Here is a 25,525-nt window from a genome sequence, read left to right on the forward strand (position 1 = left end):
GTTATTTCAGTTCGACGACGACCTGCGCAAGCTCGCCCTCAAAGTCGAAGGGGGCTTGGTAGTCCGTGGTGACCGCAGTTCCGGTATCCGTTCCGATGTCCTGGTTTTCCGAGAGAGAGTATTTGAACGGCGTCGTCTTTTCGATCGTCCCGGAACCGGCTGGCTGACCATCGACCGTCAGGGTCACGGTTCCGCTCTTGCCCATCTCTTCCCCACCTTCATAGGCAAACTCCATCATCAGCTCGTGCTCGCCGGCTGGAACGGTTGCATCGCTTTCGACGGAATAGAACTCGACGTCGATATAGTTATGCGCGGCCTTCAGCTTGCCGTCCTTGAGATAGAATGCCCAGCCGCCGGTATTGCCGCCCTGAGTGAAGATCATCCCGTTGGCGTTTTCGTCGACCGTCACCTTGGCGGTCACGCTGAAGGACTTGTTCTTGAGGTCGGGGGCAGAGGATTCCGGCAAGCCTGCCATCACGCCCTCATAGGTGAAGCTCGTGCGGTCGCCTGCGAGGTTCGGCTTGCCGGTGGCTTCGGCGCTGAAACGTTCGGCGCCGCGCCAGTCAAGCGGCAGTGCCTTGTTCTTCGATGCCTCGGCCCACCACAGCGCCTTCAGTTCCTCCAGCTTTTCCGGGTTCTCGGCCGCGATGTTCCTGGCCTGGCTGAAATCTTCCTCGAGATTGTAAAGCTCCCATTCGGCGGTCATCGGATCGAATTCGCCGCGCACCGGGTCCCAGGGCTCGAAGGCCAGCGAGGCTGCCCACCATCCGTTCTGGTACATGCCGCGGTTCACGAACATCTCGAAATACTGGCTGGTCCGAACCTCATCGGCATCGGCATCGCCGAGCACGCTCAGGAAACTTTTGCCCTGGATCGGGGTCTGGGCAGTTCCGTTGACGCTGCGAGGCTCGGGGATATTCGCAGCTTCAAGGATGGTCGGCGCAATGTCGATGACATGCAGGAACTGAGTCCGGACCTCACCGGCATTCTGGAAGCGGGCCGGCCATTTCACGATCATCGGGTTGCGCACGCCGCCAAGGTGGCTCGCGACCTGCTTCGTCCACTGGAAGGGGCTGTCCACCGCCCATGCCCAACCGGCGGGGAAGTGGTTGAAATGCAGCTCGGTCCCGATCTCGTCCATCCGGTCAAGCATGTCATCCGCCGTCATCAGATAGGCGTTGAAGAAGGCGTTTTCGTTCAGCGTGCCTTCAAAGCCGCCCTCGGCCGATGCGCCGTTGTCGCCCACGATATAGATGATCATCGTGTTGTCGGCATCCGGCAATGTCTTGACGTAGTCAAGCACGCGCCCGACCTCGTAATCCACCTGTTCGCCATAGGCGGCGAAAACCTCCATCATGCGGGTGTAAAGCCGCTTCTGGTCGTCGTTGAGGCTATCCCAGGCGGGCAGGCTGTCGGGGCGCGGCGTCAATTCGGCATTCGCCGGGATGATGCCGCGTTCCTTCTGCCGCTCGAAGGTCTGTTCGCGATAGACGTCCCAGCCCATGTCGAACTGACCCTTGTATTTGTCGATCAATTCCTTTGGGGCCTGATGCGGAGCATGGGTCGCGGCGGGCGCGAGATAGGCAAACCAGGGTTTGTCGGGCTGGATCGCCTCGAGCTTCTTCAGCCAGCTGATGGTATGATCGGCAAGATCCGTGCTGAGATAATAGCCTTCCTCATTGGGTGTTCCGATCGGGGTCTGGTTCTCGAACAGGTAAGGCCGGATCTGGTTGGTGTCGCCCGCCATGAAGCCGTAGAAATAGTCAAAACCCAGCCCGTTCGGCCAATGGTCGAAAGGCCCCATCGCGCTGGTCTCGTAGATCGGCGTGTTATGATTCTTGCCGATCCAGGCGGTGATATAGCCGTTCTGGCGCAGGATTTCGGCGACCGAGGCGGTATCCTTGGGAATGACGCCGGTATAGCCATCATATCCAGTTGCAAGTTCGGTGATGACACCTGTCCCGGCCATGTTGTGGTTGCGTCCCGTCAGCAGCGCAGCGCGTGTCGGCGAGCAAAGGGCGGTGGTGTGGAAACGCGTGAAGGTCAGCCCTTCTTCGGCCAATGCGTCCATGGCCGGTGATGGAACGCCGCCGCCGGTCACGTCGAACTGACCGAAGCCCACATCGTCCAGCAGGACAAGAAGAACGTTCGGTGCACCCTCGGGTGCGGTGATCGGCGCGGGAAATTGCGCCGGATCGGCATTGAGATAGGTCGTTCCCACATTGCCGCGAAACTTCTGCTCCGCATAAGGCAGTGTGACCTGCCCGCTTTGAGCGCCGATCGGAAGATCCGTCTCTTGTGCGCCAACGGATGGGGCGATGCCCATCACCATCATAGGCAAAGCGAGAATGAAATAGGGTAACCTGGACTTGTCCATTGCTGCAAACTCCGTGGTTCAAGCCATGATAGGAAAGTCAGTGCACAATGAATTAACGCGGAAACGGAAAGTCTTTCAAGTTCTTCGGCGCCCGCACCTGACCTGCCACCTGCACCGTTCAGCGTTGAACTTGAACCCACGTGAAGCTGTCACGCCAAGGCATTCCTTGCGTGCCGCAAAGGTAGGGAAAGCGAACGGTTCATGAAACCAGGTCAAGCCTTGCGGGCGCGGGATGGACTGGCGTGCCCGATAGTCGGGGCGTGCGAAAGCCGCTACTTCCAGTTGGGGTCCCACCGGCAGCGCAATCAGGTGTTGGCTCAGTCGGATCGCGTAATCGTAGCGGTCTTCGGGCGAGGTCCGACAGTCGCCCTTCGCTGCTGATCTCGATCCTGACCTCCGGGTCGTCCCGGTTGCGACACCACCGGCCAGGGGATGCCCCGCGTCGCCGGAACGCTCGATCTGTCGCGCACGACGCCGGAGGGCGGTTCCCCGAGGGTGCGGATTTCCTCGATCCGGTTGCCGACATGCTGGAAACTCGGCCGCAGCGAGGCAAGCAGCTGTTCGACAGGCGCAATTGTCCTCGTAGGCGACCGGAATGAAGGTCAAAAGATCGCCGAGCAGTTCGCGGTCCATCTCGTGCTCCCGTTCTGGTTTCGTGAAGTTTCCGGCGGCGCGGTTCAGGGTTGTCTGGCGCATTCTGCCGCAGATGCGGTTGGATTGCGCTCTCAATGATGAATCTGGCTCATGGCCGGGATAAGCCAGAAGTGCCTTATCTGGCCGTGAGCGCGGCTCCAGATTGGAATGCAGAACGCATATCCGCATCGGAGCAACCCATGACCGACACGACCACGAATACTGAACCCCGCAACCTTGGGCGGCGCGACCTGCTGCTGGCCGCAGGTATCGGCGCAGCGGCACTTGGCGTGGCCACGCTGAGCGCGCAGGACGCATTGGCCCAAGCCGCAACCGACTGGGACAAGACCTTCCCGCAAAGCGACCGCGTCGAGCATCGGAAGGTCAGCTTCACCAATCGCTACGGCGTTGCACTGGTGGGTGATCTCTACCTGCCGACGGATCGCGGCGCGGCCACGCTTCCGGCCTTGGCAGTCGCGGGGCCCTTCGGCGCCGTGAAAGAGCAGGCAGCCGGGCTTTACGCGCAGGAGATGGCCGAACGCGGCTTTGCGGCCCTGGCCTTCGACCCATCCTATATCGGCGAAAGCGGCGGCGCGCCGCGCTACGTCGCTTCGCCTGACATCAATACCGAGGACTTCATGGCGGCTGTCGACTTCCTTGGCCTGCACGAGGCGGTCGATCGCGAACGGATCGGCATCCTCGGCATCTGCGGCTTTGGCGGCATGGCGCTGAATGCAGCCGCGCCGGACAAGCGGGTCAAGGCGGTGGCCGTGACCTCGATGTATGACATGTCACGGGTGATGGCACGGGGCTACTACGACGCAATGACCGAAGCACAGCGCAGCGAGGCCTTGGCCGCGATGAGCCGGCAGCGCTGGGAAGACGCAGCCTCGGACGCGCCGCCCGCGCTGGCAGGCGGACTGCCAGACACGCTGGACGGCATCGATGATCCGGTGATCACCATGTATCACGCCTATTACAAGACCCAGCGCGGCTATCATCCACGCTCACTGAACTCGAACGGAGGATGGAACGTCACTTCGGCCATGTCCTTCATGAACATGCCGCAATTGACCTATATCCACGAGATCTCGCCGCGCCCGATGCTCATCATTGCCGGTTCCGAGGCGCATTCCCGTTATTTCAGCGAGGATGCCTATGCGGCTGCGGCCGAGCCGAAGGAACTCGTGATCATAGACGGCGCCAATCACGTCGACCTCTATGACCAGAAGGACATCATTCCCTTCGACCGCCTGCAGGCTTTCTTCGATGGCCATCTCGCGTAACAGCATGGCCGGCCTCCGACTTGCAGGTGCAGGGGGGCGTGAGCGCCCGGGCCGAGAGAGGCATAGCCACCTTTGCTAAATGAGCGACAATTCCGAAGCCCCGCCGAATTCGGTGGGGCTTCATGCATGCTGGGTCACCAGCATTTCGTCGGTCGCAGAGCCGATTGCCAGCCGCGATGACGTTGGTCCGGCGCCGCGACCACCGCATCGACCTGGGTCTGCGCATAGAGGTGCCAAGTGCAATTGTATTCGGTACGGCCATGGCCGGTGGCGGATCGGGCATGGTGCTTTCGTCGTAATGGGGCTGCCGCATGCCGGGTCTCAGCGCCGAACAGGATGCAGTTTTGACCACCCCGCCTGCCGGGAAGCTGCTGGCGATCGAATTCGCCAGGGGCGAGAGAGAAACTTGGTGCCTGTCAGAAGTCGAAGCGCCGCGCGTTCGGAAAGAAGGATCTGCGCCGTCGCGCGCCAGGTCGCCAGCCTTGGGCATCAGAGGCTGGCCCGCGAGGCTGGGCCGCCCCTAGCGTCCCTTGACCAGCCGTTAATTGGAGCCGCGCGACAAGGCGCTGAGCACGAATGCGGGTGCTGACCTTGCCATCGACGCGGGGATGAATCAGCGCCCGTTCAGGAAATCACTAAGCGGAAGAAGCAGGAAAACCCAACTGAATAGCCAGGCGGGGCAAAGGTGATCTGCGTCACTCGGATCCTCGCCTTCGCTGTTTCCGCGAAAGCGGTCGTCATGGGGTGCGGTTCCTTCCGGATGTCAATTTCGGGCCACCCGGTGCCTGAGCCAGACAATGCCGCCATCGAGGATCTCGGTTGATAGAAGCTCAAGCGAGACAGGCTTCGTCTCCCGCTCATGGTCATAAATGACCGGGATGCCGCGTTGTCCGTCGAGCACGGGAAGGATCAAGGTGCTGGTCTGGTCGATAAGGTTCGCACCGAGAAACGCGCCGTTGATCTGCCCTCCACCTTCCAGCAGCAATTGCTTCGCCCCGAATCCGGCGGCTATCCGCGACAGCGCCCCGGATATGTCGTCTCCATGAGGCCCGGAGAACACAACCGAGACCCCTTGCGCCGAGAGTTGCGCGACATGAGCTTCGGAAACCTGCTCCGAGACAACCAGGACAAGGTGATCCCCATCGATCTCGCCCGTCTCGGGTCGCAAGCGGCCCTGCCGGTCGAAACAGATGCCAAGGGATCGGCCGCCCGGCTTCATCATGCGGTCAATCCGAGCCCCCGCCACAGGAGCCAGTTGGGGCTCGCCAACCGGCAGATGATCTTCCATTGTTCGGCGACCCACGATCCAGCCGTCCGAACCGAGCCGTTCTGCCACGCTTTCGTAAAGGTCGACCAGCGCTGGGCCGGAAAAGGGCCAACGCTCAGCCACGATCCGCCCGTCCAGAGACGTGACCATGTGGCAGATGATTTCTGGTTTTTGCATTGGTGAAATTGGCCTGGCTTGAAGTTGTTAGGCCCGCAGCGGATTGGCGCTTTCCGGGATCTCCCTGAGGATAGCCCGAGGACGGACCAGCAATTATCCCCGGATATTCGCGAGCACCGATGAGCGGTTTTCACAAGTCAGGCGTTTCCTGCGAAATTGCCCTGCCCGGCGGGCACCGTCCACTGCATCCCCTTCGTTTCGTGCTGGCCCCCTGGGTTTCTCGTGATGGGAAAAGGGGCCGAATGGGCGGACCTCGTCGCCTCCGGAAGCGGACTTTTTCGCCGGATACGGACCCGAGGGGGCACCGGATGCGGACGAGCGCAGCGCCGGATGTGCCGGGGCCACTGGCCCCGGCTCGGATCAGCCTTCATACTCCTGATCCGAGACATGCTCCATCCAGGTGACGGATGTGCCGTCGATACTTTCCTGTATGGCGATGTGGCTCATTGCGGTGTCGGAAGAGGCGCCATGCCAGTGCTTTTCTCCCGCCGGGAACCACACGATGTCTCCTTGGGCTATCTCCTCGATCGGTCCGCCTTCACGCTGGACGCGACCGCGACCGAAGGTGACGATAAGCGTCTGACCGGCCGGATGCGTATGCCAGGCGGTGCGCGCGCCCGGTTCGAATGTGACATGTGCGCCTGCGGTCCGTCCGGGCTCTTCTGCAGCGAAGAGCGGATCGACGCGGACGGTCCCGGTGAACCAGTCTTCGGGGCCCACCATCGACACAGCGGTGCCTGAGCGAGTGATTTTCATGGAGGATCTCCTTTCATGCGCGGTCATGCGCGCAGCTTTTCGAAACGGTAGACAAGCGCGGGGCCGCCGGGCTGAACATAGGCCAGCTCAACGGTCGCCATGGCAAAGGGCTCGATGAAGCGGGCATTCCTTAGCCCGCCAGTTTCCAGTGCCTCGAAGCCAATGTCGCGGATCAGCGCTGCCGCGGTCTGCTTCGCGCCCAGATCGTCACCACAAACGAACACCTGCGGGGCGAAGGCTTGCCCCTTGCGGGCAAAGACCGGGGCGAAGCTCTCGGATGGCGTGGTATTGAAGCAGGAAACCCAGCGGGCCTGCGGGCGCATCCGGGCGAGTTCCTCCGCTCCGCTCGTCGTCATGCCGACGACCATTTCAGTGTTGGCGTCATTCAGGGGAAGACTGCAATTGAGTATCACCTGACCGGCGAGATCTCCGGCCTGCGACAACACGTCCTGAACCCGGGACCAGTGGACCGCCAGCAGGATCGCATCCGCCCCGGCGGTTGCCTTGGCGATGGAACCATGGCGCGCGCCGCTTTCGTCCGCAAGCCGTTCCAATTTCGCCTTGTTCCGGGAATAGGAAAACGTCACGTCGTGTCCGCAGGCAGCCCAGAGGCGGCCCAGCTTTGCACCCATCAGCCCCGATCCGACAATGCCGATCTTCATGCCTCGTCTCCTTGCGGTGAAGGCGTCATTGCGTTCGGCTCTCGAAGACCTCTTTGGCTACCGGCAGCGCCGAAAAGACCTTGGGCCATCCAGCGTAGAATGCGAGATGGGAAAGCATGGCTCCGGCTTCTTTCTGGGTCAGGCCGTTATCCATGGCGCGGTTCAGGTGGAAGGTCATCTGTTCGGGTTGGCCCGCAGCGATAAGCGCGGCCACCGTGACCATGCTTCGGTCACGCGGCGCGAGGTCCGGGCGAAGCCAGAGATCAAGAAACAGCAGTTCGCGCGTGGTGTCCACGACCCCGATGCTGACGGCGCTATATTGACCGCTGACAAGTTTCTCGCGGGCGGCCTCGGCCTCTTGGTTCAACGGCAGCAGTTCGGGTTCCGGAGCGGGAAGATCGGCGACCGCGATGCCTCGCGCCTCGAACACAGGGGCCATGGCCTCTGCCGCGGCAGTGGCATTTCCCCAGCCGGTGTAAAACGCCAGATGCGTGATGGTTTCGGACAATTCGGCGGGCGTGACGCCGGAATCGAGCGCAAGCGCGCCAAAGGGGGAAAGGTTTTCCGCCTCGTGGCGAGTCATCAGTGCCGCGAAGGTGACAAGTGACCGATCCCGCAGCGAAAGCGCTTCGCCGGTCCAGATGGTGCCAAACAAATCTTCCTTTGAATAGGCCTCGAGCGCGGGAGAAACACGCCCGACCGCATCCGGAAGTGTGATTGCGATGTCCTGCGCTGCAGCGCCAGTGGTGAACAGGGCCAGGGCCGAGGCGGCAATAGATGTCTTCATCGGGTAGTCCTTTCATGGATTGCGGCTTACCCCGATGATTTGGCAAATAAGCTGCCAAACTTAATGCCCGAGACGGTCACGCCACTCATGACCCTGGTTCATGAACGACTATCCGCGCTGCCTCAGAGCCTCCAATATTACCTCGAAGGCCGAAGACGGCCGCTGGCGGCTCGGATAATAGAGATGGAGTCCCGGGAAATAGGGGCAGAACTCGTCGAGGCATGTCTTCAGTTCGCCCGAAGCCAGATGACCTTCAGCCAGACGTTCCGGGATCAGCGCCAGCCCGTGCCCGTCCTTTGCGGCACGCATGACCGGGTTGATCGTGTTGAAACTGGCCTGTCCCTGGACCTTGACCCGGATCTCGTTGCCATCCTTGTCCTCGAATTCCCATGCATATAGCGCCCCATGCGTGGAAAGGCGAAGATTGACGCAGCGGTGGTCGGCAAGGTCCTGCGGCGTCTGGGGCACACCAGCCGCCTCGAAATAATCCGGAGCGCCGACGCAGATCATGCGTTCGTCGGGTCCGATCCTCACCGCGATCATGCCCTCGCTGACCTGATCTCCATAGCGCACGCCGGCGTCGCATTGGGACGCCGCAAGGTCTGTATAACCGTAGTCCATGACGAGTTCGATATTGACCGATGGATACTGCTGCAGCACCGGCGAGAGCTTCGGCCAGAGAATGGTATCGATCGCGTATTCGGTTGAAACGATCCGCACCGTTCCCGTCGGCTGATCCCGGGCATCGTTGAGCGCCCTAAGCCGCGCCTCGATCTTTTCGAAAGCCGGATTGAGCGTCGCGAGCAGGTCTTCACCCTCCAGCGTCGGCGCGACCGAGCGTGTCGTGCGCGTCAGCAGCCGCAGCCCGAGCCGTTGCTCGAGGCCCTTGATCGTGTGGCTGAGCGCCGATTGCGAGACGTTGAGCCGGGCGGCGGCGCGGGTAAAGCTGCGCTCTTCCGCTACGGCAGCCAGCGCAATGAGGTCGTTGATATTTTCGCGCAGCATGAGGGAGGCCTTGATCTGGTGCTCGAGGATCATGTCAGGTCCCTTTCAGGATATATGCGCATGACTCATGGAGTCCATCAATTATGCGGTCACGGCATCAGCCGGATCAGCCGGTCCCGCGAGACCCCATCCTGCCGGGGCGAGCGGTTGGTGGTAATGGCATAGACTTCGTCGCCCATCACCAGCACGTCGCGGATGCGCTCTCCGACCTGCATCGCCAGTGAAACATTGCCAGCCGCGTCGACAGACAGAACACCCTCGGCCCTCAGACCGGCGAGAAGCATCCGCTCGCCGTCCCATGCAAGGCCCGAAGGCGCCCAGGTGTCGCCGCCTGAATGGGCAAAAGGCGGGACCATCCCATCCCGGGTCTCATTGCCTTCGATGACCGGCCAGCCGTAATTTGCCCTCCGTTCGATCCTGTTGACTTCGTCATGTCCGGACTGCCCGTGCTCCGCCGCGAAAAGTTGACCGGAACCGTCCCAGGCGATGCCTTGCGGGTTTCGGTGACCAAGCGACCAGACAGGAGAGCCAGGAAACGGATTGTCGGCGGGGATTGCGCCGTCTGGGGTGAGGCGCAAGATCTTGCCCGCCAGGCTGTCAGGTTCCTGCGGGAACTGCCGGTCCTCGGTCCAGCCGGTCGTAATGTAAAGCATTCCGTCCGGCCCAAAAGCCACACGGCCGCCATTGTAGAGCGGGTGGCCGGGAATGCCATCCAGCAGGACCCGGATCTCGTGCCAGGTGCCATCGCGCAATTCGACCTCAACCACGCGGTTGCTTCGGCGCTCTGCCGTGCCGGTGTGGTGATACAGGACGACGCGGCCGGTTTCTGCGAAGTCGGGCCGCAGGGCGAGACCCAGCAATCCGCCGCCGCGATCGTTCAGGATCGTCGCAGAGGTTTCAATCGGCATCCGGGTGAATGTACCGTCATCGAGAATTCCGAGCGTGCCGGCCTTCTCGATGATGTAGATCGCACCATCATGTGTCTCGATGTCCCACGGATAGTCGAGGCCGTCGAGAACGGTTTCCGCAGCATCGGCTTCCCTGGCGCAAAGCGCCAGGGTCGTGGAGATGCAACCGGCCAGGAGAAGGAACCGCGCGGTCTCGATCCCTTTCGCCATGTCGCGCCTAGTCGCCATATTCTTCTTCGGTGACATGCTCGCCCCAGGTCACGGCGGACCCGTCCACGCTGGCCTGAATCGCGTAATGGGTCATCGAGGTGGTATCAGTCGCACCATGCCAATGCTCTACACCGGGCGGACACCAGACCACGTCCCCGGCACGGATCACCTGCTTTTCCTGGCCGCGTTCCTGTGTCCAGCCGGTGCCGTGCGTCACGACGAGCATCTGGCCAGCCGGGTGCGTGTGCCACGCCGAATGCGCGCCGGGCAGGAAGGTCACTTCACCCGCGCTGACATCGTTCATTTCCGGACCGAAGACCGGCGAGACATAGGCCGTGCCAGTGAACCAATCGGCAGACCCGATCATGCCCGGACGCTCCGGGTGGCGGGTGATTTCCACCGATTGCGCAAAAGCCGAAGAGGCGGCAAGCGAGAGGGCGATCACCAGAGTAGGAATGGGTTTCATTGCAGGTTGTCTCCATTTTGCAAGAGGCGGCCATGAGGCCTGTACGGCAAGGGCGTGTGCCTTTGCGCGCAACCAAAGCTAGAGTTTTTCTGGGGCGAGATAATGCCTCCAGGATGGGACGCGTCCATGAAGCCAGCTCATGAAAGGCGGAAGGTCAAAAGATGCCGGAGCCGAGGATGATCAATCGACCGAGGTCCGGCACGCATGGTCCAAGAGTGTCGCACGCTCCGCCTCTTGCGGCGCCGCACCCAACTAGATTGGCAGTCCGCATTCCGCCGATGCTGGCGTCAGGGTGGGCCTGCAAGTCATGGCGAGGAGCTTGACCGGCCGGGCCTCATCCACGCGGTTATCCCATTCATGATCCTTGATCATGAGTGTTGTGAAAAACGCGTCCATTCTCCTGACGTCTCCAGTCCATGATCATAACGCGATGCAACGGCTTCTTCCTTCAGCGCATTGGCCATCACGGGAAGTTTTGATGAAACGGGTCTGCTCGGCTTATGGCGTTCTGCGTTGGGGAATGCTGATCCTCTTCGGCCTGTTTTCGTCCGCAACAGCCTCCGGCGTGGCCGGTGTACCGCTTCCGTCACAGGCGCAAGGTCAGCCCCTGTCGGAAAGTGCGGTTTCGATCATGTCCGGCGCGGTTCTCATCCGGGCGTCGGCAGCAAACCAGACGGGAACAACAATGCAGATAACCATTCGTACGGATCAGGTGACGCTGGTCTACGATCTGAACGAGAGCCAGGCCGCCAGAGAGCTTTATGCCCAACTGCCGATGGACATCGCCGTCGAGAATTACGGCGGGATCGAAAAGATCTTCTACCCTCCGCAGAAGCTCGGCACGACCGACACGCCGCTCGCAAAGGACGTTCGATCCGGGACCCTGGCCTATTACGCGCCCTGGGGGGACGTCGTGATGTTCTATGACAGCTTTGGGTCCGCTGCCGGACTTTACGAGCTTGGCAGCATCGTTTCGGGCCGAGAAGCGATCGAGCATCTCTCGGGCACGATCCGCATAGAGAAGTCGGATTCCCGCTAGCTTCCGGGTAAGACGGCCCCCTCCGGCGCCAGATCCATGATCCGTGCTCGCGAATGTCGAAAGAAATGACAGCCACCCCTGCGCGCGCCGGTTAACGCCAGGATGTCGCGCGCATGACGGATGCGAGAACGGCATTCGTCCCGTTGAAATTTAGCCAAGGAGACCCCAATGACCAACAACATCGCCGGTAAGGTCGTCATTATCACCGGTGCCTCGAGCGGTATCGGCGAAGCAACGGCAAAGCTGCTGGCAAGCAAGGGCGCCAAGGTCGTCCTGGGTGCACGCCGCATCGACAGGCTCGACGCCATGGTGGACGAAATCACCAAGGCCGGCGGCGAAGCAGCCTGCCAGGTGATGGACGTGACAAAAACAGCCGACAACGAAGCCATCGTGATGCTCGCCAAGGAAAAGTTCGGCAAGGTGGATGCGATCTTCCTTAACGCGGGCCTGATGCCGGCCTCGCCTGTTTCCGCTCTGAAGACGGATGAATGGGACGAGATGGTCGATGTGAACATCAAGGGCGTGCTGAACGGTGTGGCCGCCGTCATGCCAAGCTTCACCGAACAGAAATCCGGGCATGTCATCGCCACCTCTTCGGTCGCAGGGCTCAAGGCTTACCCGGGCAACGGCGTGTATTGCGGCACGAAATGGTTTGTCCGTTCCTTCATGGAAGTGCTGAGAATGGAATCAGCAACGGAAGGTACCAATATCCGGACCGCGACCATCTATCCGGCGGCGATCAACACCGAGCTTTTGGACACGATCAGTGACGAGGCGACCGCCGAGGCATATCATGGTCTCTACAAGACCTATGGGATTTCCCCCGACCGCATCGCCAGCATCGTGGAATTTGCCCTTTCGCTGCCCGAAGACACCACGGTCAATGAATTCACCATTGGTCCGGCAAACCAGCCTTGGTGAAAATGGAACGGCGGGCCCTGGATCGGTCGAGCCGGTCCGGGCCCTTGCCTGGCTCGGTGGGAAAGCCGACCGGAAAACGAGCACGCCGCAATTGATGAAGGTCGCCGCGACGTCGGCTTGGAACGAGGGTGACGAAAGGCAAATCCTGAACAACACGCGGACCCGGATGGGTCGGGTGTTTCACGCGCTCGCAGGCAGGGGTGCTCACCATGACCGGTGAAATCACATCGGTCTGGACGATGGACATGGGCCCCGCCGCCTGACCCGGTAGATACCGGAGCCCCGCTTTTCGCAGCACCTTCGGTCGAAGGATGGCCTTCTCGGCCTGCAGGACAAAATCGACCGCCTGCAGATTTGCACCATCGGCATCTGCGGTTTTGGCGGAGTGTCTCGCATTTCGGCCGCCCGGATCAACGCCGCCGCAATGCTAAACCGTCATTGGTCGCGGGCCTTGCTCCGATGCCAATCTGCCGCTCGCAACGCGATCAATGGCACGGTCCGACGGTGCCGAATAGCGTCATGGAATGGCATGGCCGAAAACGTCGGCGTTCTGTCAGGAAAAATTCGAATGATTGTAAAATCACAGCACTATCAGGAAGATAGTGGCGGAGAGAGTGGGATTCGAACCCACGGAACCCTTGCAGGCTCAACGGTTTTCGAGACCGCCCCGTTCGACCACTCCGGCACCTCTCCGCGCTCTTGGGTGGTGGCGCGGATTTAGACGGAGCAGGGTTGAAGCGCAAGGGCCTTCGAGCGAAAAAACACAAAATCTTCCATCTTCTTGTCGGGCAGGTGTCGAATGGGACAGCAAGGAATGCGAAATCGCCGGGCGCGCGGCATGGCAGGGGCATGGCGATGCCCGTCCTGATCGGCGCGCTCGCGCATCCGGTGCTGCGCAAGCGGCTTGCACCCGAGGCCGTGAGGTCAGGAACCGTTGCTGGCCGGTTGACCGGCGGGGCAATGGCGGGGATCACGGCGGGCGGATTTCCCCGCCATGTTCCGGGCGCGGGTCAGATACCGGCGTGGGAAACGGGGTGGACCGACGACCTGCGGCGCTATGCGGCGATCTTCGGCCTTCTGCCGCAAAGGATCGACGGGCACGACGTGCTTGGCCTTGAGGATATGCCGGTTGATGGGGCAAAGAGCGCGACCTGGCAGCCCGAACTTGCCGCCGATATGGCCGATTGGCTGCTCGGACGGCTCGCGGGCCGCGATCCGCAGGCGCTTCGACCTCGCCTTCCGATGATCGCAAGCTGGCTGGCCTCGCGCCGTCGGGCGAGCCTGGAAACGCAGGACCTGCGACAGATCGGCCCATCCGGCGCCGAACGCCTGCGGGAAACCGGATGGGAGGAACCCTATTCCGGCTATTTCTCGGTCGAGATGCTGACATTGCGCCAGCGTCGGCATCGCGGCGACTGGTCGCCCGACCTTTTGCGTGCGGTTTTCGTCTCGGGCGACGCGACGGTGGTGCTGCCCTGGGACCCACGCCGCGACCGCGTCCTGCTGATTGATCAGTTCCGGCCCGGACCAGCTGCGCGCGGCGATGCGCAGCCCTGGCTTTACGAAACCATCGCCGGCCGTGTGGATGCGGGCGAAACGCCGGGGCAGGCCGCGATCCGCGAGGGCGTGGAAGAGGCAGGTCTCAGCATCCAGCACCTGATCGAAGGGCCGCATCACTATCCAAGCCCGGGCGCCATGGCCGAGTTTCTTTATCTCTATGTCGGCATCGCTGAACTGCCGGATGAGGTTGCCGGTTTCGGCGGGCTCGACATCGAGGACGAGGATATCCGCTCGCATGTCGTCCCGCGCTCCGAACTGACCCGGATGGCGCAGGCCGGAGAGCTTCGCAATGGGCCGCTTCTGACCCTGGCACTCTGGCTTGAACTCAGCGCCGAACGACTTCGCAAGGAACTTGGCATGACCCAGGTCGTTTGATCACGCAATCGCCACCACCCCCCGGGGTTGCCGCCATCCGGCAGCCCCGTGTAGACCGGGGGCGATCAATTCGCGAAAGGCCAGCCATGCGCATCTGCCCCGACCTCGCCTCTGCCATCGGCAACACCCCTCTCATCCGTCTGAACCGGGCATCCGAGGAAACCGGCTGCGAGATCCTGGGCAAGGCCGAGTTCATGAATCCCGGCCAGTCGGTCAAGGACCGCGCCGCGCTTTATATCATCAAGGACGCGATCGCGCGTGGCGATCTGAAGCCGGGCGGCACGATCGTCGAAGGCACCGCTGGCAATACCGGGATCGGGCTGGCACTGGTCGGCTCGTCCATGGGGTTCCGCTCGGTCATCGTCATCCCCGAGACGCAGAGCCAGGAAAAGAAGGACATGCTGCGTCTGGCCGGGGCTGAACTGGTCGAGGTTCCCGCAGCCCCCTACAAGAACCCGAACAACTATGTGCGCTATTCCGGCCGTCTCGCGGCCGAACTGGCCAAGACCGAACCGAATGGCGCGATCTGGGCCAACCAGTTCGACAACGTGGCGAACCGCCAGGCCCATGTCGAGACGACCGGCCCCGAAATATGGGAACAGACCGGCGGCAAGGTCGACGGCTTCATCTGTGCTGTCGGCTCGGGTGGCACGCTCGCAGGGGTCGCCGAGGCGTTGCAGCCCAAGGGCGTCAAGATCGGTCTGGCCGATCCCGAGGGCGCGGCGCTTTACAGCTTCTATACCGAGGGCACCTTCGACAGCCCCGGCTCCTCGATCACCGAGGGCATCGGCCAGGGCCGGATCACCGCAAACCTGGAAGGCTTTACCCCCGATTTCAGCTACCGCATCCCCGATGCCGAGGCACTGCCTGTGGTCTTCGATCTGCTTGAATACGAGGGGCTGTGCCTTGGCGGCTCGTCCGGGATCAACATCGCGGGCGCGGTCCGGATGGCCAAGGACATGGGGCCCGGCCACACCATCGTCACCGTGCTTTGCGACTATGGCACACGCTACCAGACCAAGCTCTTCAACCCGGAATTCCTGCGCGCCAAGGGTCTGCCCGTGCCGCAATGGCTGACCCGCAAGCCTGCTGGTCTGCCGGAAGTCTTCGAGGACTGATACACCGCATGCAACGCCTTTTCGCCACTCTGGCGGCTTTTATCGTCGCGCTTTCCCTTGCGCTCTCCGTTCCGGCCCTGGCGCAGGAACCGCAGCAGCCGAATTACGACAATTGGGCAAAGCTCGCCGAGCAGGCCGAACAGATCGTGGAATCGGGCGATGCCAATGACGCGCGGCTGCAGTCGATCCGGGAACAGGTCGTCAAGTGGCGGGACAGCTTCAAGACTGCGCAGGGGACGAATTCGACCCGCATCGCCACGCTCAAGGACCAGATCTCGGCTCTTGGTCCCGCTCCTGCCGAGGGCGAGACGGAATCGGCCGACGTGGCCGCGCGGCGCGAGGAACTGAATGCCCAGCTCGCGGAATTGCAGGCTCCGGGCCTGAAGGCCGTCGAAGGCTATGGCCGGGCGGATGGGATCATCCAGCAGATCGACCAGACCCTGCGGTTGCGCCAGACCCATGCACTGATCCGCCGGACGCCTTCGCCGCTCAATCCGGCAAATTGGGCTCCGGCGGTCAAGGAAGCCGGTCAGGTCGGTGCCCATGTCTATGCCGAAGTCCGCAGCAGCTGGAACGAATTCGGCAAGGGGCCGGACCTTGCCGAGCGGATATTGGTCACACTGGGCTTTCTGCTGGCGGCGGTGCTTCTGCTGTCGCGCGGGCGGCACTGGGTCGATTCGCTCCCCTCGCGGCTCTCGGCGCGAGCCAGCGAACGATCCCGTGCGGCTCTGATCTTCGCCGTCTCGCTGGGCCAGATCGCGATCCCGTTGATGGGGCTGATCCTCGGGGTGGCCGCGCTTGTGGCGACCAACCTGTTCGGGGAATGGGGGCGGCCGCTGCTGCTCGCGATCCCGGCCGGGGGATTTGCTTTCTTCGGGGGGTTCTGGCTCGTCCGCCGGATCTTCCCCGAGGCTGGAACCTCGACCTCGCAGCCCTTGCCCCTGCATGAGGATCAGCGGCGCAAGGCCCAGTTCCGCGCGACCATGCTTGCCATGGCCACTGCAGTGCACCAGGTCTTTGCGCGCACCTTGCTGCCACTTTCGGGCTTTCACAGCCAGAACGACCCGCCCAGCGTGCCCGAAAGACTGACCGAGGCATCGGCAGGTGTCTGGCACTTGCTCATCATCCTGTTGGGCGCCTTCTTCCTGTTCCAGCTCTGCAACGTGCTGCGCCGGCTGCGTCCGATCGAGAACGGCGAAACGCCCGATTACCGGACCCGCATCGCAGCCATTCTGGGCGCGATCGGCAGGCTCGTGGCGCTGGCTTCCCCCATCCTCGCGGCGGTCGGCTATGTGACGGCGGCGAACGCGATCCTCTGGGCCACGATCATGTCCCTTGCATTGGTCGGGTTGCTGATCGTTTTGCAGGATTTCATCGCCGATCTCTACACCATGGCCAAGGGCGGCGATGCCTCGGCGCGGGATTCCCTGATGCCGGTGCTGGTCAGCTTTGCGCTGGTTGTGCTGTCATTGCCGCTGTTTGCGCTGATCTGGGGCGCGCGCTCCAGCGACCTGGGCGAGGCCTGGACCAAGATCGAAGAGGGCTTCAGCTTCGGCGGTGTCCACCTGTCGCCGATGGGCATTCTGACCTTCCTGATCGTTTTCGGGCTCGGCTATTCGCTGACCCGCTTCGTTCAGGGCGCATTCCGCACTTCGATCCTGCCCAAGACACGGCTCGACACCGGCGGGCAGAACGCGGTTGTCTCGATGCTCGGATATGTGGGCATGGCGCTGGCGGCAGTCCTTGCGATCACTTCGGCCGGCATCGACCTGTCTTCGCTTGCCATCGTCGCCGGTGCGCTTTCCGTCGGCATTGGTTTCGGCATGCAGCAGGTCGTGTCGAATTTCGTTTCCGGAATCATCCTTCTGGTCGAAAGGCCGATCGCGGTCGGTGACTGGATCGAGGTCGGCGGCAAGCAGGGCACGGTCAAGAAGATGTCGGTGCGCGCGACCCAGATCCAGACCTTCGACCGCACGGATGTGGTCGTGCCGAACTCGGACCTGATCACGCAGCAGGTCACGAACTGGACGCGCGGCAGCCTTCAGGGGCGCATCATCGTGCCGGTCGGCGTCGCCTATGGAAGCGACACCCGCAAGGTCGCGAGGATCTTGCAGGAAATCGCCGAGGACCAGCCGACCGTTCTGGTCAATCCGGCGCCTGCCGTGATGTTCCGGGGCTTCGGCGCGGACAGCATGGATTTCGAGATCAGGGCCGTGCTTTCGGACATCAATGGCGGGATCGGCGTCACCTCCGAGATCAACCACCAGATCGCGCAGCGCTTCGCCGAAGAAGGGATCGAGATCCCCTATGCGCAGCGCGACATCTGGCTGCGCAATCCCGAGGTCATCGCCCAGCTCGCGGAACATCTGCGGGATGCGGATGACGCCCCCAGGGACGAAGCGGCGAAGCCTGTCGCGAAGGAAGAAAGGCCGACCCCTTCTGCGGCGCCGCTTCACCGCGACGAGGTGCCGGATTCTGATGGCGACGCCGACGCCGACGGCGATGGCGATGGCGGGGCCGACGGAGGTCGGGGCTAGCAGCCGGCCTAGCCCCGCAGCCTGGCGCGGCGGGGCTCCTCTTCCGGCAGGCCTTCATGCGAGATCATGATGGCGACCGGTCTCAGCCAGGGGATATTGGCGCAGACGATCATGATGGCAACCATGATCGGCACCGCCAGGAATGTGCCTGCGATGCCCCAGACCGCGCCCCAGAAAGCAAGCGACAGGATGATCCCGAAGGAAGACAGCCGCAGGGTCTGGCCCAGCAGCATCGGGTCGAAGATATTGCCGATCAGGAACTGCACCATGCCGCAAGCGCCGCCGATCGCCAGCGTCGCGGTCGGATCGCCGGTCTGCGCCAGCACGACGGCCACTGCCGTCACCGTCGCGATGATCGAGCCGATCGTGGGGATGAAGTTCAGGATGAAGGTCAGCGTCGCCATGGCGCCCGACAGTTCCAGCCCGGTAAGCCTGAAGATGATCCAGATCAGCGCGGCGGTCACGCCGCTGATCGCCGCCTTCACCACCAGGTAGCGGTTCACCCGGCGCATGATGCTGTAGATGATCCGCAGCACCTCGTCCGCCTGATCGGCATCCCCAGTCAGACGCTCGATCTTGACCGGGAACCAGATCCGCTCGCTGAACATGAAGCCGACGAAGGTCAGGACAAGGACCGATCCCGAGATCAGGCTCGAGGCCTGCGCTGCCGCCGACCGGACCCAGCCCGCGAAATCGATGTTGCCGAGGAAAGTCGCGATCGATTCCTGCGCCCGCGGCCCCCAGCGCTGGCTCAGGCTCGACAGCGCGGCCTGCGCCCGATCGGCATAGAGGATCGAGGTCGAAACCACCTCGTTGACCTGCGCGACGACCGTCGTTGCCGCCCAAAGCAGCCCGATCGCGATCGCGATCAGCGCCAGGGTCGTTGCCAGCCAATTGGGCACTTTCAGCCGGGCGAAGGCAGAAATCGCATCACTCGTGAGCGAGAAGATGATGATCGCGAAGGCCAGGCAGATCAGCATGAACCGTGCCTGCACCAGCAGGAACAGAAGCAGCGCAAAGGCGATCACGCCCAGAAATCCCGTCTGCAGCCTTTCGCTCAGCTGCGAGTCGCGTGCATTCAAAGCGTCACCCCGCCTTCACCTCATGCGTGGCCCGGCGGAATGGGGACCGGGGCAGGGTGCCCCGGCTTCGCTCAGGCGTCGGCCTCATCCTCGCCATTCTCGGCGATGCGGGCAACAGAAACGACGAATTCTCCGTTGGCCGTATTGAAGACGCGCACCCCGCCGGCAGAACGCGAGCGGAAGCTGATGCCGTCGACCGGAACCCGGATCGACTGCCCGGTCGAGGTCGCCAGCATGATCTGGTCGTCGCCCTCGACGGGGAAGCTCGCGACCAGCTCGCCGCCGCGCATCGCCTTGTCCATGGCCATGACGCCCTGGCCGCCGCGACCCCGAACCGGATAGTCATGCGAAGAGCTGATCTTGCCGGCGCCCTTGGCGGTGATGGTCAGGATCAGGTCTTCGGCCGCCGACATCTCGGCATAGCGTTCCTGGGTGATCGCGGTTTCGGCGACGGCTTCTTCATCCTCATCGGCTTCGGCCCCGTCATCCAGCGCGCCGGCGACGGCGCGGCGCATCTTCAGATAGGCCGCGCGCTCGGCCGGGTCGGCCTCGAAATGGCGGATCACGGACATGCTGACCAGGCGGTCGTCGCTGCCCAGCCGGATGCCGCGCACGCCGGTGGAATCGCGGCCCTTGAAGACGCGCACATCGGTCGTCGGGAAGCGGATCGCACGCCCCGAGGCGGTGACCAGCATGACGTCGTCATTCTCGGTCGCCATGCGCACGCCGATCAGTTCCACGCCTTCGGGCAGCTTCATCGCGATCTTGCCGTTCGACTTGACGTTCGTGAAGTCGGACAGCGCGTTGCGGCGGACATCGCCCTGCGAGGTGGCGAAGACGACCTGATAGTTCTCCCAATCCTTTTCCGGCGCATCGACCGGCATCAAGGCGGCAATCGAGACGCCGCTGTCGATCGGCAGGATGTTGACCATGGCCTTGCCCTTCGCGGTGCGCCCGCCCAGGGGCAGCCGCCAGGTCTTGAGGCGGTAAACCATGCCGTCGGTGGTGAAGAACAAAAGCTCCGTATGGGTATTGGCGACGAAAAGCGTGGTCACCACGTCGTCTTCCTTGGTCGCCATGCCCGACAGCCCCTTGCCGCCGCGCCGCTGGCTGCGGAATTCGGCCAGCGCGGTGCGCTTGATATAGCCGCCCGAGGTGATGGTCACGACCATGTCCTCGCGCTCGATCAGGTCTTCATCGTCCATGTCACCGGCCCAGTCGGTGATCTCGGTGCGACGCGGCACGGCGAACTGCTCGCGAACTTCGCGCAGTTCGGCCGAAATGATCGCCATGATCCGCTCGCGCGAGGCAAGGATGGCGAGGAATTCGCGGATCGACTCGGCAAGCTTCTTCAGCTCTTCGGTGACTTCCTGAACGCCAAGCTGGGTCAGGCGCTGCAGGCGCAGTTCCAGAATGGCGCGGGCCTGCGTCTCGGACAGGTTGTAGGTCCCGTCCTCGTTGACCGGGTGCAGCGGGTCGTCGATCAGCTTCAGGTATTCGACGATCTCATGGGCGGGCCAGCGGCGCGCCATCAGGCGCTCGCGCGCTTCGGCGGCATCTGCCGAGCTGCGGATCGTCGCGACGACCTCGTCGACATTGCTGACCGCGACCGCAAGGCCGCACAGCACATGGGCGCGCTCGCGGGCCTTGCGCAGCTCATAGGCGGTGCGACGCGCGACCACCTCTTCGCGGAAAGTGATGAAGTGGCTCAGGAAATCGCGCAGCGCAAGCTGCTCGGGGCGGCCGCCGTTCAGCGCCAGCATGTTGCAGCCAAAGCTGGTCTGCATCGGCGTAAAGCGGAAGAGCTGGTTCAGCACGACCTCGGCGGTGGCGTCGCGCTTCAACTCGATCACCACGCGCACGCCAATCCGGTCGGATTCGTCCTGCACATGGGCGATGCCTTCGATCCGCTTGTCCTTGGCAAGCTCGGCGATCTTCTCGATCAGGCTGGCCTTGTTCACCTGATAGGGGATCTCGTCCAGCACGATCATCTGGCGACCGTTGCGGGCTTCCTCGATCCGGGTCTTGGCGCGGATGATGACGCTGCCGCGCCCTTCCAGATAGGCCTTCCGCGCGCCCGAGCGGCCAAGGATGATGCCGCCGGTCGGGAAGTCCGGGCCGGGCACGATCTCCAGCAGGCGCTCGGTCGGCAGGTCGGGGTTCTCGATCAGTTCCAGCGTGGCGTCGATCACCTCGCCAAGGTTGTGCGGGGGAATGTTCGTCGCCATGCCGACGGCGATGCCGCCCGCCCCGTTGACCAGCATGTTCGGATAGCGCGCCGGCAGGACGGTCGGCTCGCGGTCCTTGCCGTCATAGTTGTCCTGGTAATCGACCGTGTCCTTGTCGATATCCATCAAGAGATAGGCCGAGGGCTTGTCCATCCGCACCTCGGTGTAACGCATGGCCGCCGCGCTATCGCCGTCCATCGAGCCGAAGTTGCCCTGGCCGTCCAGCAGCGGCAGCGACATGGAAAAGTCCTGCGCCATCCTGACGAGCGCGTCGTAGATCGCGGCATCGCCATGCGGGTGATATTTACCCATCACGTCGCCGACCGGACGGGCCGACTTGCGATAGGGTTTGTCATGGGTGTTGCCGGTCTCGTGCATGGCGAACAGGATCCGCCGGTGCACCGGCTTCAACCCGTCGCGCAGGTCGGGGATCGCCCGGCTGACGATGACCGACATGGCATAGTCGAGGTAGGACGAGCGCATCTCGCTCGCGATGTCGATCACCGGTCCGTCATGGGCCATCACCGCCCGTTCGGGTGCGCCATTCTCATTGGTGTCGTCATCGTCGTGATCGGGGGTATCGGACACTGGATCGCCTCAACATTTTGTTGATAAGCGGTCTATCCCATACCAGCCGAAGGTGCAATCTTGACGGTCCGCAAAACGGCCCTCAGACCGTCCCGAAGACCCTTTTGCGGCCCCGCAGGCAGGCCGCCCAAAGCGCCACGAGGATCGCGGAACAGATCGCGTTCCAGCCGGCCATGGAAATGCCGAAAAGCTGCCAGCTGACGTCGTCGCAACGAACGACGGGGGCCTTTTCCAGCGCGGCCATCAGGTCTTGTGTCGACATGCCGGCCAGGCCCGATACGCCGCCCGAACAATGCTGCGGCCCAAGCCACAGCTTCATTTCTACCCCGGCATGGTAAACCGCAAGGCCGAAGGCCGTGGCCGCCGCGATCAGTCCCAGCGCTGCCAGCCAGCGCTTCCAGCCCAGCACCGCCATCAGCGCGGCAATGACCGCCGCCGCAAGATGCGGCCAGCGCTGCAGGATGCACAGCTCGCATGGCGCGTAGCCGATGAACTGGAAGGTAAGCGCCGCCGCCAGCAGCGCGGCGGAACCCGCGCCTGCAAGCATGCCTAGGGATTTGTGGCTCATCTGGGTCATGCCGACGGGTTAGGCCCGGCCGATCCGGCCGGCAAGTGCCAATCGCGTGATCTCAATTGGCTTTCTCGGTCGGTTTCCAGGTCACCACGCGGTAGACATAGATGCCGACCACCGTGAGCACGACCAGCTTGGACAGCGGGTCGACGTAATCCGCCACCAGGGCGTAATTCTCGTGCAGCACCAGGCCGCCCAGCGTCAGCATGCCGGTCCAGATGGCGCTGCCCATGATCGTGTAGATCATGAATTTCCAGAAGGGCATGCGCGACAATCCCGCCGGAACCGAAATCAGCGTGCGGATCGTCGGCAGCATGCGTCCGGCGAAGACCGCGGCGGCGCCGTGGCGATCGAACCAGTCCCGCGCCATGTCGATATCGGCGGGCGTCAGCGTCAAGAGCCGGCCGTGCCGCGCGGCAAAGCGCTTCAGCCGCGCCTCGCCGATCGCCATTCCGATATAATACCACATCAATGTGCCGACCACCGATCCCAGCGTGCCTGCGGCGATCGTGAGCCCCAGCGACAGATCCCCGCGGCCGGCGAGGAAACCCGCGAGCGGCATGATGATTTCCGACGGAATGGGCGGAAAGACGTTCTCCGCCACCATCAGCAGGAACACCCCCGCGTAGCCCCAGCTGTCGATTGTCGAAACCACCCAGTCGAACATGCGTTATCCTCTCTGTCTGAAGGGTTTGCTGAAGACCGCGCGCCGCGCTGTCAACCCTTCACCGCTATTGCGGAATGACACGATTGGGTTAGCCTGAACATGTCAGGCTTTGGGTCGGGAGGAAACGCTCATGCAGTGGCGTGGCAGACGGGGCAGCCGAAATGTCGATGACAGGCGGGGCATGGGCGGCGCCGGGGCGGGCGGTATCGGGATCGTGGGCGTCCTGATGGTGCTGGCGGTCGGCTATTTTTTCGGCATCGACATCTCACCCATCATGGGTTCGTTCCAGGGCGAGCAATCGACGGAACAGCGCGAACTGACCCCCGAAGAGCAGGAGATCGGCCAGTTCATGTCCGTCGTCCTTGCCGATACCGAGGATGTCTGGGGCCGCGTCCTGCCCGAACAGACCGGGGTGGACTATACCGATCCGCAGATGGTGATGTTCTCGGGGGCGGTGCAATCGGCCTGTGGCGGGGCCTCGGCGGCGATGGGGCCGTTCTATTGCCCGAATGACCAGAAGCTTTATCTCGACACCGATTTCTTCAAGATCATGCAGCAGAAGATGGGGGCGGGGGGCGATTTCGCCTATGCCTATGTCGTCGCGCATGAGGTTGGCCACCATGTCCAGAACCTGCTTGGCATCCTGGGCGAGACGATGAAGCTGCGCCAGCAGTCGAGCGAGTCGGACGCGAATTACATCTCGGTCCTGACCGAGCTTCAGGCGGATTGCTTCGCCGGGATCTGGGGACGCCAGGCGAATGAGCAGTTCGGTTCGATCGAGGATGGCGATATCGAAGAGGCGATCAACGCCGCCGCCGCCGTCGGGGACGACACGCTGATGAAGAACGCCGGACGCGCCGTGCGTCCCGACAGCTTCACCCATGGTTCGGCCGAGGATCGGATGGCCTGGTTCAAGCGCGGCTTCTCGGCGGGCGAGATCGCGCAATGCAATACCTTCAAGGAAGCGGGCATGTAAGCAGGGGCAGGGGGGGTCAGGGGCGCTGCAGGTGGATGCCGCGCGAACGCTCCATCGTCGCCCATTCCGGCCACCAGCCCCAGAATTCCAGCCCCGCGATCACCAGCGCGACCGTGATGATCACAAGGACAAGGGCGACCCGACCGGCGCTGGGCGGGTTTCTTGCCCAGCGGGACGCCCGGATCAGCCAGATGAGGTTGTTCATGCGCCCCTTCCCCTGTTAGTGCTGCGCGAAACGGAACCACTGCCCGGACAGCCTCTTGCCCCATCACAGCGACAGCCGCGTCATGCCCTATTCCGCCGACCAGATGTATGCGCTGGTCGCCGATGTTGAAAGCTATCCGCAATTCCTGCCCTGGAACAGCGCCGCCCGGATCAGGTCGCGCACGCCCGGCCCCGAGGGCAGCGAGGTGATCGAGGCCGATCTGGTCATCAGTTTCAAGGTCTTCCGCGAACGCTTCGGCAGCCGCGTCACGCTTTGGCCCGACCATCGCCGGATCGACACCGAATACCTGGACGGACCGTTCAAGTATCTCAAAAGCGGCTGGAACTTCGACGAAATGCCCGAAGGCGGCTGCCGGGTCGAGTTCTTCGTTGATTTCGAGTTCCGCAACGCGATTCTCGGCAAGGTCATCGGCGTGGTCTTCCACGAAGCGATGGTGCGCATCGTCCGCGCCTTCGAGGATCGCGCCCGCGCGCTTTACGGTTCTTCCTGACGCGCCGCTTCCCAGACTTCGTATTCCGAGGCCAGCGCCTCGCGTGCCATGGCCTCGGTTTCGGGCGTCAGGTCGGTAACGGCCTCGGGCGATACGTTGCGGCGCGGCAGGTCGATCGTGGTCTTCAGGCGCCGCTCCAGGAACCTCACCAGCGCGGGCATCGCCTCGTAGCGGAAGACATGCCTGACCGAGGGCTTGCCCTCGGCATCCGCCAGGAACTCGGACTGGCGGCCCAGCCGGGCATGGTCGGGGCGCGGGCCCTCGGCCAGGTAGTCGCGGATGAACTGCTCGAAGCTGATCTTGACGGTGCTGTTCGGATGGCCGATCAGTTCTTCCCGCGTGCGAAAACGATACCAGCTGCGCAGCCAGTCCAGCGGTTCGCGGACGACCGCGACGCTTTCGAAGGGTGCGCCCTTCAGGGGCGCAAGCAAGGGGGCGATGCGTTTCAGATATTGGCGCTGGTTCAGGTGCTTGATCTCGGGGCGGGCGCGAAAGGCGATCTCGGCGCGCGGCGCCAATGCCATTTCCAGTGCCGTCGTGCCTGTCTTGGGAACTGAAAGCAGCACGATGCGCGGTTCGATAAAGATCAGCATGTTGTTCCGTTTTGCCTTTT

General features: G+C 62.9%; 23 protein-coding genes and 1 tRNA gene. 8 read left to right on the forward strand and 16 right to left on the reverse strand.

All coding sequences use genetic code 11. The features are described 5' to 3' along the window. Position 1: 1 nt before the first annotated feature. A complete protein-coding gene (locus RGQ15_RS07795) occupies positions 2 to 2,377 on the reverse strand; it encodes an arylsulfatase (protein WP_311159650.1) in 2,376 nt (791 codons plus the stop codon). A gap of 833 nt (positions 2,378 to 3,210) precedes the next feature. Here RGQ15_RS07795 and RGQ15_RS07800 point away from each other — a divergent pair. Beyond that, positions 3,211 to 4,296, forward strand: a complete 1,086-nt coding sequence (locus RGQ15_RS07800) for an alpha/beta hydrolase (protein WP_311159651.1) — start codon at positions 3,211 to 3,213, stop codon at positions 4,294 to 4,296. A gap of 763 nt (positions 4,297 to 5,059) precedes the next feature. Here the strand turns inward: RGQ15_RS07800 and RGQ15_RS07805 are convergent. The 7 genes from RGQ15_RS07805 to RGQ15_RS07835 form a co-directional block, all read right to left on the reverse strand. Beyond that, a complete protein-coding gene (locus RGQ15_RS07805; RefSeq protein WP_311159652.1) occupies positions 5,060 to 5,740 on the reverse strand; it encodes a dihydrofolate reductase family protein in 681 nt (226 codons plus the stop codon). A 360-nt stretch (positions 5,741 to 6,100) separates the two neighbouring features. Further along, a complete protein-coding gene (locus tag RGQ15_RS07810; protein WP_311159653.1) occupies positions 6,101 to 6,496 on the reverse strand; it encodes a (R)-mandelonitrile lyase in 396 nt (131 codons plus the stop codon). A 23-nt stretch (positions 6,497 to 6,519) separates the two neighbouring features. Beyond that, positions 6,520 to 7,158, reverse strand: coding sequence for an NADPH-dependent F420 reductase (locus RGQ15_RS07815; protein ID WP_311159654.1), 639 nt, complete (start codon positions 7,156 to 7,158; stop codon positions 6,520 to 6,522). Between the two features lie 25 nt (positions 7,159 to 7,183). After that, positions 7,184 to 7,945 (reverse strand): carboxymuconolactone decarboxylase family protein, encoded by a 762-nt coding sequence (locus tag RGQ15_RS07820; protein WP_311159655.1) that lies wholly within the window; start codon positions 7,943 to 7,945, stop codon positions 7,184 to 7,186. Positions 7,946 to 8,053: 108 nt separating this feature from the next. Next, positions 8,054 to 8,983, reverse strand: coding sequence for a LysR family transcriptional regulator (locus tag RGQ15_RS07825; RefSeq protein ID WP_311159656.1), 930 nt, complete (start codon positions 8,981 to 8,983; stop codon positions 8,054 to 8,056). 56 nt (positions 8,984 to 9,039) lie between these two features. Beyond that, positions 9,040 to 10,104 (reverse strand): PQQ-dependent sugar dehydrogenase, encoded by a 1,065-nt coding sequence (locus tag RGQ15_RS07830; protein ID WP_311159657.1) that lies wholly within the window; start codon positions 10,102 to 10,104, stop codon positions 9,040 to 9,042. Beyond that, positions 10,076 to 10,534: a (R)-mandelonitrile lyase gene (locus RGQ15_RS07835; protein WP_311159658.1), complete on the reverse strand. Its 459-nt coding sequence runs from the start codon at positions 10,532 to 10,534 to the stop codon at positions 10,076 to 10,078. The genes RGQ15_RS07830 and RGQ15_RS07835 overlap by 29 nt, the downstream gene beginning before the upstream one ends. 478 nt (positions 10,535 to 11,012) lie before the next feature. On the opposite strand from RGQ15_RS07835, the gene RGQ15_RS07840 reads away from it, so the two are divergent. Both RGQ15_RS07840 and RGQ15_RS07845 read left to right on the forward strand, forming a co-directional pair. Further along, entirely contained in the window at positions 11,013 to 11,573 is a 561-nt protein-coding gene (locus RGQ15_RS07840) for a cyclophilin-like fold protein (RefSeq protein WP_311159659.1), read from the forward strand. Between the two features lie 168 nt (positions 11,574 to 11,741). After that, positions 11,742 to 12,494: an SDR family oxidoreductase gene (locus tag RGQ15_RS07845; RefSeq protein ID WP_311159660.1), complete on the forward strand. Its 753-nt coding sequence runs from the start codon at positions 11,742 to 11,744 to the stop codon at positions 12,492 to 12,494. On the opposite strand, the gene RGQ15_RS07850 is transcribed toward RGQ15_RS07845, so the two are convergent. Beyond that, the gene (locus RGQ15_RS07850; protein ID WP_311159661.1) at positions 12,463 to 12,741 is read right to left on the reverse strand and encodes a hypothetical protein; all 279 of its coding nucleotides are present in this window, start codon (positions 12,739 to 12,741) and stop codon (positions 12,463 to 12,465) included. The two genes, RGQ15_RS07845 and RGQ15_RS07850, sit on opposite strands and share 32 nt — an antisense overlap. Before the next feature lie 356 nt (positions 12,742 to 13,097). Then, positions 13,098 to 13,187: transfer RNA gene (locus tag RGQ15_RS07855), tRNA-Ser, on the reverse strand. Positions 13,188 to 13,343: 156 nt separating this feature from the next. Between RGQ15_RS07855 and RGQ15_RS07860 the strand changes: the two genes are divergently transcribed. The 3 genes from RGQ15_RS07860 to RGQ15_RS07870 all read left to right on the forward strand — a co-directional run bounded on the left by RGQ15_RS07860 (position 13,344) and on the right by RGQ15_RS07870 (position 18,084). Beyond that, positions 13,344 to 14,429, forward strand: coding sequence for an NUDIX domain-containing protein (locus tag RGQ15_RS07860; protein WP_311159662.1), 1,086 nt, complete (start codon positions 13,344 to 13,346; stop codon positions 14,427 to 14,429). Positions 14,430 to 14,515: 86 nt separating this feature from the next. Then, entirely contained in the window at positions 14,516 to 15,547 is a 1,032-nt protein-coding gene (locus tag RGQ15_RS07865; protein WP_311159663.1) for a cysteine synthase A, read from the forward strand. Between the two features lie 8 nt (positions 15,548 to 15,555). Then, a complete protein-coding gene (locus RGQ15_RS07870; RefSeq protein ID WP_311159664.1) occupies positions 15,556 to 18,084 on the forward strand; it encodes a DUF3772 domain-containing protein in 2,529 nt (842 codons plus the stop codon). An 8-nt stretch (positions 18,085 to 18,092) separates the two neighbouring features. Here the strand turns inward: RGQ15_RS07870 and RGQ15_RS07875 are convergent, their stop codons facing one another. From RGQ15_RS07875 to RGQ15_RS07890, 4 genes are all read right to left on the reverse strand, one after another. Then, entirely contained in the window at positions 18,093 to 19,166 is a 1,074-nt protein-coding gene (locus RGQ15_RS07875; protein ID WP_311159665.1) for an AI-2E family transporter, read from the reverse strand. A 71-nt stretch (positions 19,167 to 19,237) separates the two neighbouring features. Beyond that, on the reverse strand, positions 19,238 to 21,916 hold the full coding sequence (gene gyrA / locus RGQ15_RS07880; RefSeq protein WP_409201334.1) for a DNA gyrase subunit A: 2,679 nt from the start codon (positions 21,914 to 21,916) through the stop codon (positions 19,238 to 19,240). A gap of 148 nt (positions 21,917 to 22,064) precedes the next feature. After that, positions 22,065 to 22,550 carry a disulfide bond formation protein B gene (locus tag RGQ15_RS07885; protein WP_311159667.1) on the reverse strand — a complete coding sequence of 162 codons (486 nt, stop codon included), beginning with the start codon at positions 22,548 to 22,550 and terminating at the stop codon, positions 22,065 to 22,067. Positions 22,551 to 22,611: 61 nt separating this feature from the next. Beyond that, complete coding sequence (locus RGQ15_RS07890) at positions 22,612 to 23,220, reverse strand: DedA family protein (protein ID WP_311159668.1); 609 nt, start codon at positions 23,218 to 23,220, stop codon at positions 22,612 to 22,614. A 130-nt stretch (positions 23,221 to 23,350) separates the two neighbouring features. On the opposite strand from RGQ15_RS07890, the gene ypfJ reads away from it, so the two are divergent. Beyond that, on the forward strand, positions 23,351 to 24,196 hold the full coding sequence (gene ypfJ / locus RGQ15_RS07895) for a KPN_02809 family neutral zinc metallopeptidase (protein ID WP_311159669.1): 846 nt from the start codon (positions 23,351 to 23,353) through the stop codon (positions 24,194 to 24,196). A gap of 16 nt (positions 24,197 to 24,212) precedes the next feature. Here the strand turns inward: ypfJ and RGQ15_RS07900 are convergent, their stop codons facing one another. Next, complete coding sequence (locus RGQ15_RS07900; RefSeq protein ID WP_311159670.1) at positions 24,213 to 24,401, reverse strand: hypothetical protein; 189 nt, start codon at positions 24,399 to 24,401, stop codon at positions 24,213 to 24,215. 55 nt (positions 24,402 to 24,456) lie between these two features. Here RGQ15_RS07900 and RGQ15_RS07905 point away from each other — a divergent pair, with 55 nt between their 5' ends. Continuing rightward, positions 24,457 to 24,912: a type II toxin-antitoxin system RatA family toxin gene (locus tag RGQ15_RS07905; RefSeq protein ID WP_311159671.1), complete on the forward strand. Its 456-nt coding sequence runs from the start codon at positions 24,457 to 24,459 to the stop codon at positions 24,910 to 24,912. Here the strand turns inward: RGQ15_RS07905 and RGQ15_RS07910 are convergent. Further along, a complete protein-coding gene (locus RGQ15_RS07910) occupies positions 24,897 to 25,505 on the reverse strand; it encodes a sulfotransferase family protein (RefSeq protein ID WP_311159672.1) in 609 nt (202 codons plus the stop codon). The two genes, RGQ15_RS07905 and RGQ15_RS07910, sit on opposite strands and share 16 nt — an antisense overlap. Between the last annotated feature and the right edge of the window lie 20 nt (positions 25,506 to 25,525).

Source organism: Paracoccus sp. MBLB3053 (assembly GCF_031822435.1).
Lineage (GTDB): Bacteria > Pseudomonadota > Alphaproteobacteria > Rhodobacterales > Rhodobacteraceae > Paracoccus > Paracoccus aurantius.

Coding starts and splice junctions, on each gene's coding strand:
- RGQ15_RS07805 (WP_311159652.1), bottom strand. CDS start 5,740: ATGCAAAAACCAGAAATCATCTGCCACATGGTCACGTCTCTGGACGGG.
- RGQ15_RS07800 (WP_311159651.1), top strand. CDS start 3,211: ATGACCGACACGACCACGAATACTGAACCCCGCAACCTTGGGCGGCGC.
- RGQ15_RS07870 (WP_311159664.1), top strand. CDS start 15,556: ATGCAACGCCTTTTCGCCACTCTGGCGGCTTTTATCGTCGCGCTTTCC.
- RGQ15_RS07860 (WP_311159662.1), top strand. CDS start 13,344: ATGGCGATGCCCGTCCTGATCGGCGCGCTCGCGCATCCGGTGCTGCGC.
- RGQ15_RS07795 (WP_311159650.1), bottom strand. CDS start 2,377: ATGGACAAGTCCAGGTTACCCTATTTCATTCTCGCTTTGCCTATGATG.
- RGQ15_RS07845 (WP_311159660.1), top strand. CDS start 11,742: ATGACCAACAACATCGCCGGTAAGGTCGTCATTATCACCGGTGCCTCG.
- RGQ15_RS07840 (WP_311159659.1), top strand. CDS start 11,013: ATGAAACGGGTCTGCTCGGCTTATGGCGTTCTGCGTTGGGGAATGCTG.
- ypfJ (WP_311159669.1), top strand. CDS start 23,351: ATGCAGTGGCGTGGCAGACGGGGCAGCCGAAATGTCGATGACAGGCGG.
- gyrA (WP_409201334.1), bottom strand. CDS start 21,916: ATGGCCCATGACGGACCGGTGATCGACATCGCGAGCGAGATGCGCTCG.
- RGQ15_RS07900 (WP_311159670.1), bottom strand. CDS start 24,401: ATGAACAACCTCATCTGGCTGATCCGGGCGTCCCGCTGGGCAAGAAAC.
- RGQ15_RS07830 (WP_311159657.1), bottom strand. CDS start 10,104: ATGTCACCGAAGAAGAATATGGCGACTAGGCGCGACATGGCGAAAGGG.
- RGQ15_RS07825 (WP_311159656.1), bottom strand. CDS start 8,983: ATGATCCTCGAGCACCAGATCAAGGCCTCCCTCATGCTGCGCGAAAAT.
- RGQ15_RS07885 (WP_311159667.1), bottom strand. CDS start 22,550: ATGAGCCACAAATCCCTAGGCATGCTTGCAGGCGCGGGTTCCGCCGCG.
- RGQ15_RS07850 (WP_311159661.1), bottom strand. CDS start 12,741: ATGTCCATCGTCCAGACCGATGTGATTTCACCGGTCATGGTGAGCACC.
- RGQ15_RS07890 (WP_311159668.1), bottom strand. CDS start 23,220: ATGTTCGACTGGGTGGTTTCGACAATCGACAGCTGGGGCTACGCGGGG.
- RGQ15_RS07835 (WP_311159658.1), bottom strand. CDS start 10,534: ATGAAACCCATTCCTACTCTGGTGATCGCCCTCTCGCTTGCCGCCTCT.
- RGQ15_RS07820 (WP_311159655.1), bottom strand. CDS start 7,945: ATGAAGACATCTATTGCCGCCTCGGCCCTGGCCCTGTTCACCACTGGC.
- RGQ15_RS07815 (WP_311159654.1), bottom strand. CDS start 7,158: ATGAAGATCGGCATTGTCGGATCGGGGCTGATGGGTGCAAAGCTGGGC.
- RGQ15_RS07810 (WP_311159653.1), bottom strand. CDS start 6,496: ATGAAAATCACTCGCTCAGGCACCGCTGTGTCGATGGTGGGCCCCGAA.
- RGQ15_RS07910 (WP_311159672.1), bottom strand. CDS start 25,505: ATGCTGATCTTTATCGAACCGCGCATCGTGCTGCTTTCAGTTCCCAAG.
- RGQ15_RS07865 (WP_311159663.1), top strand. CDS start 14,516: ATGCGCATCTGCCCCGACCTCGCCTCTGCCATCGGCAACACCCCTCTC.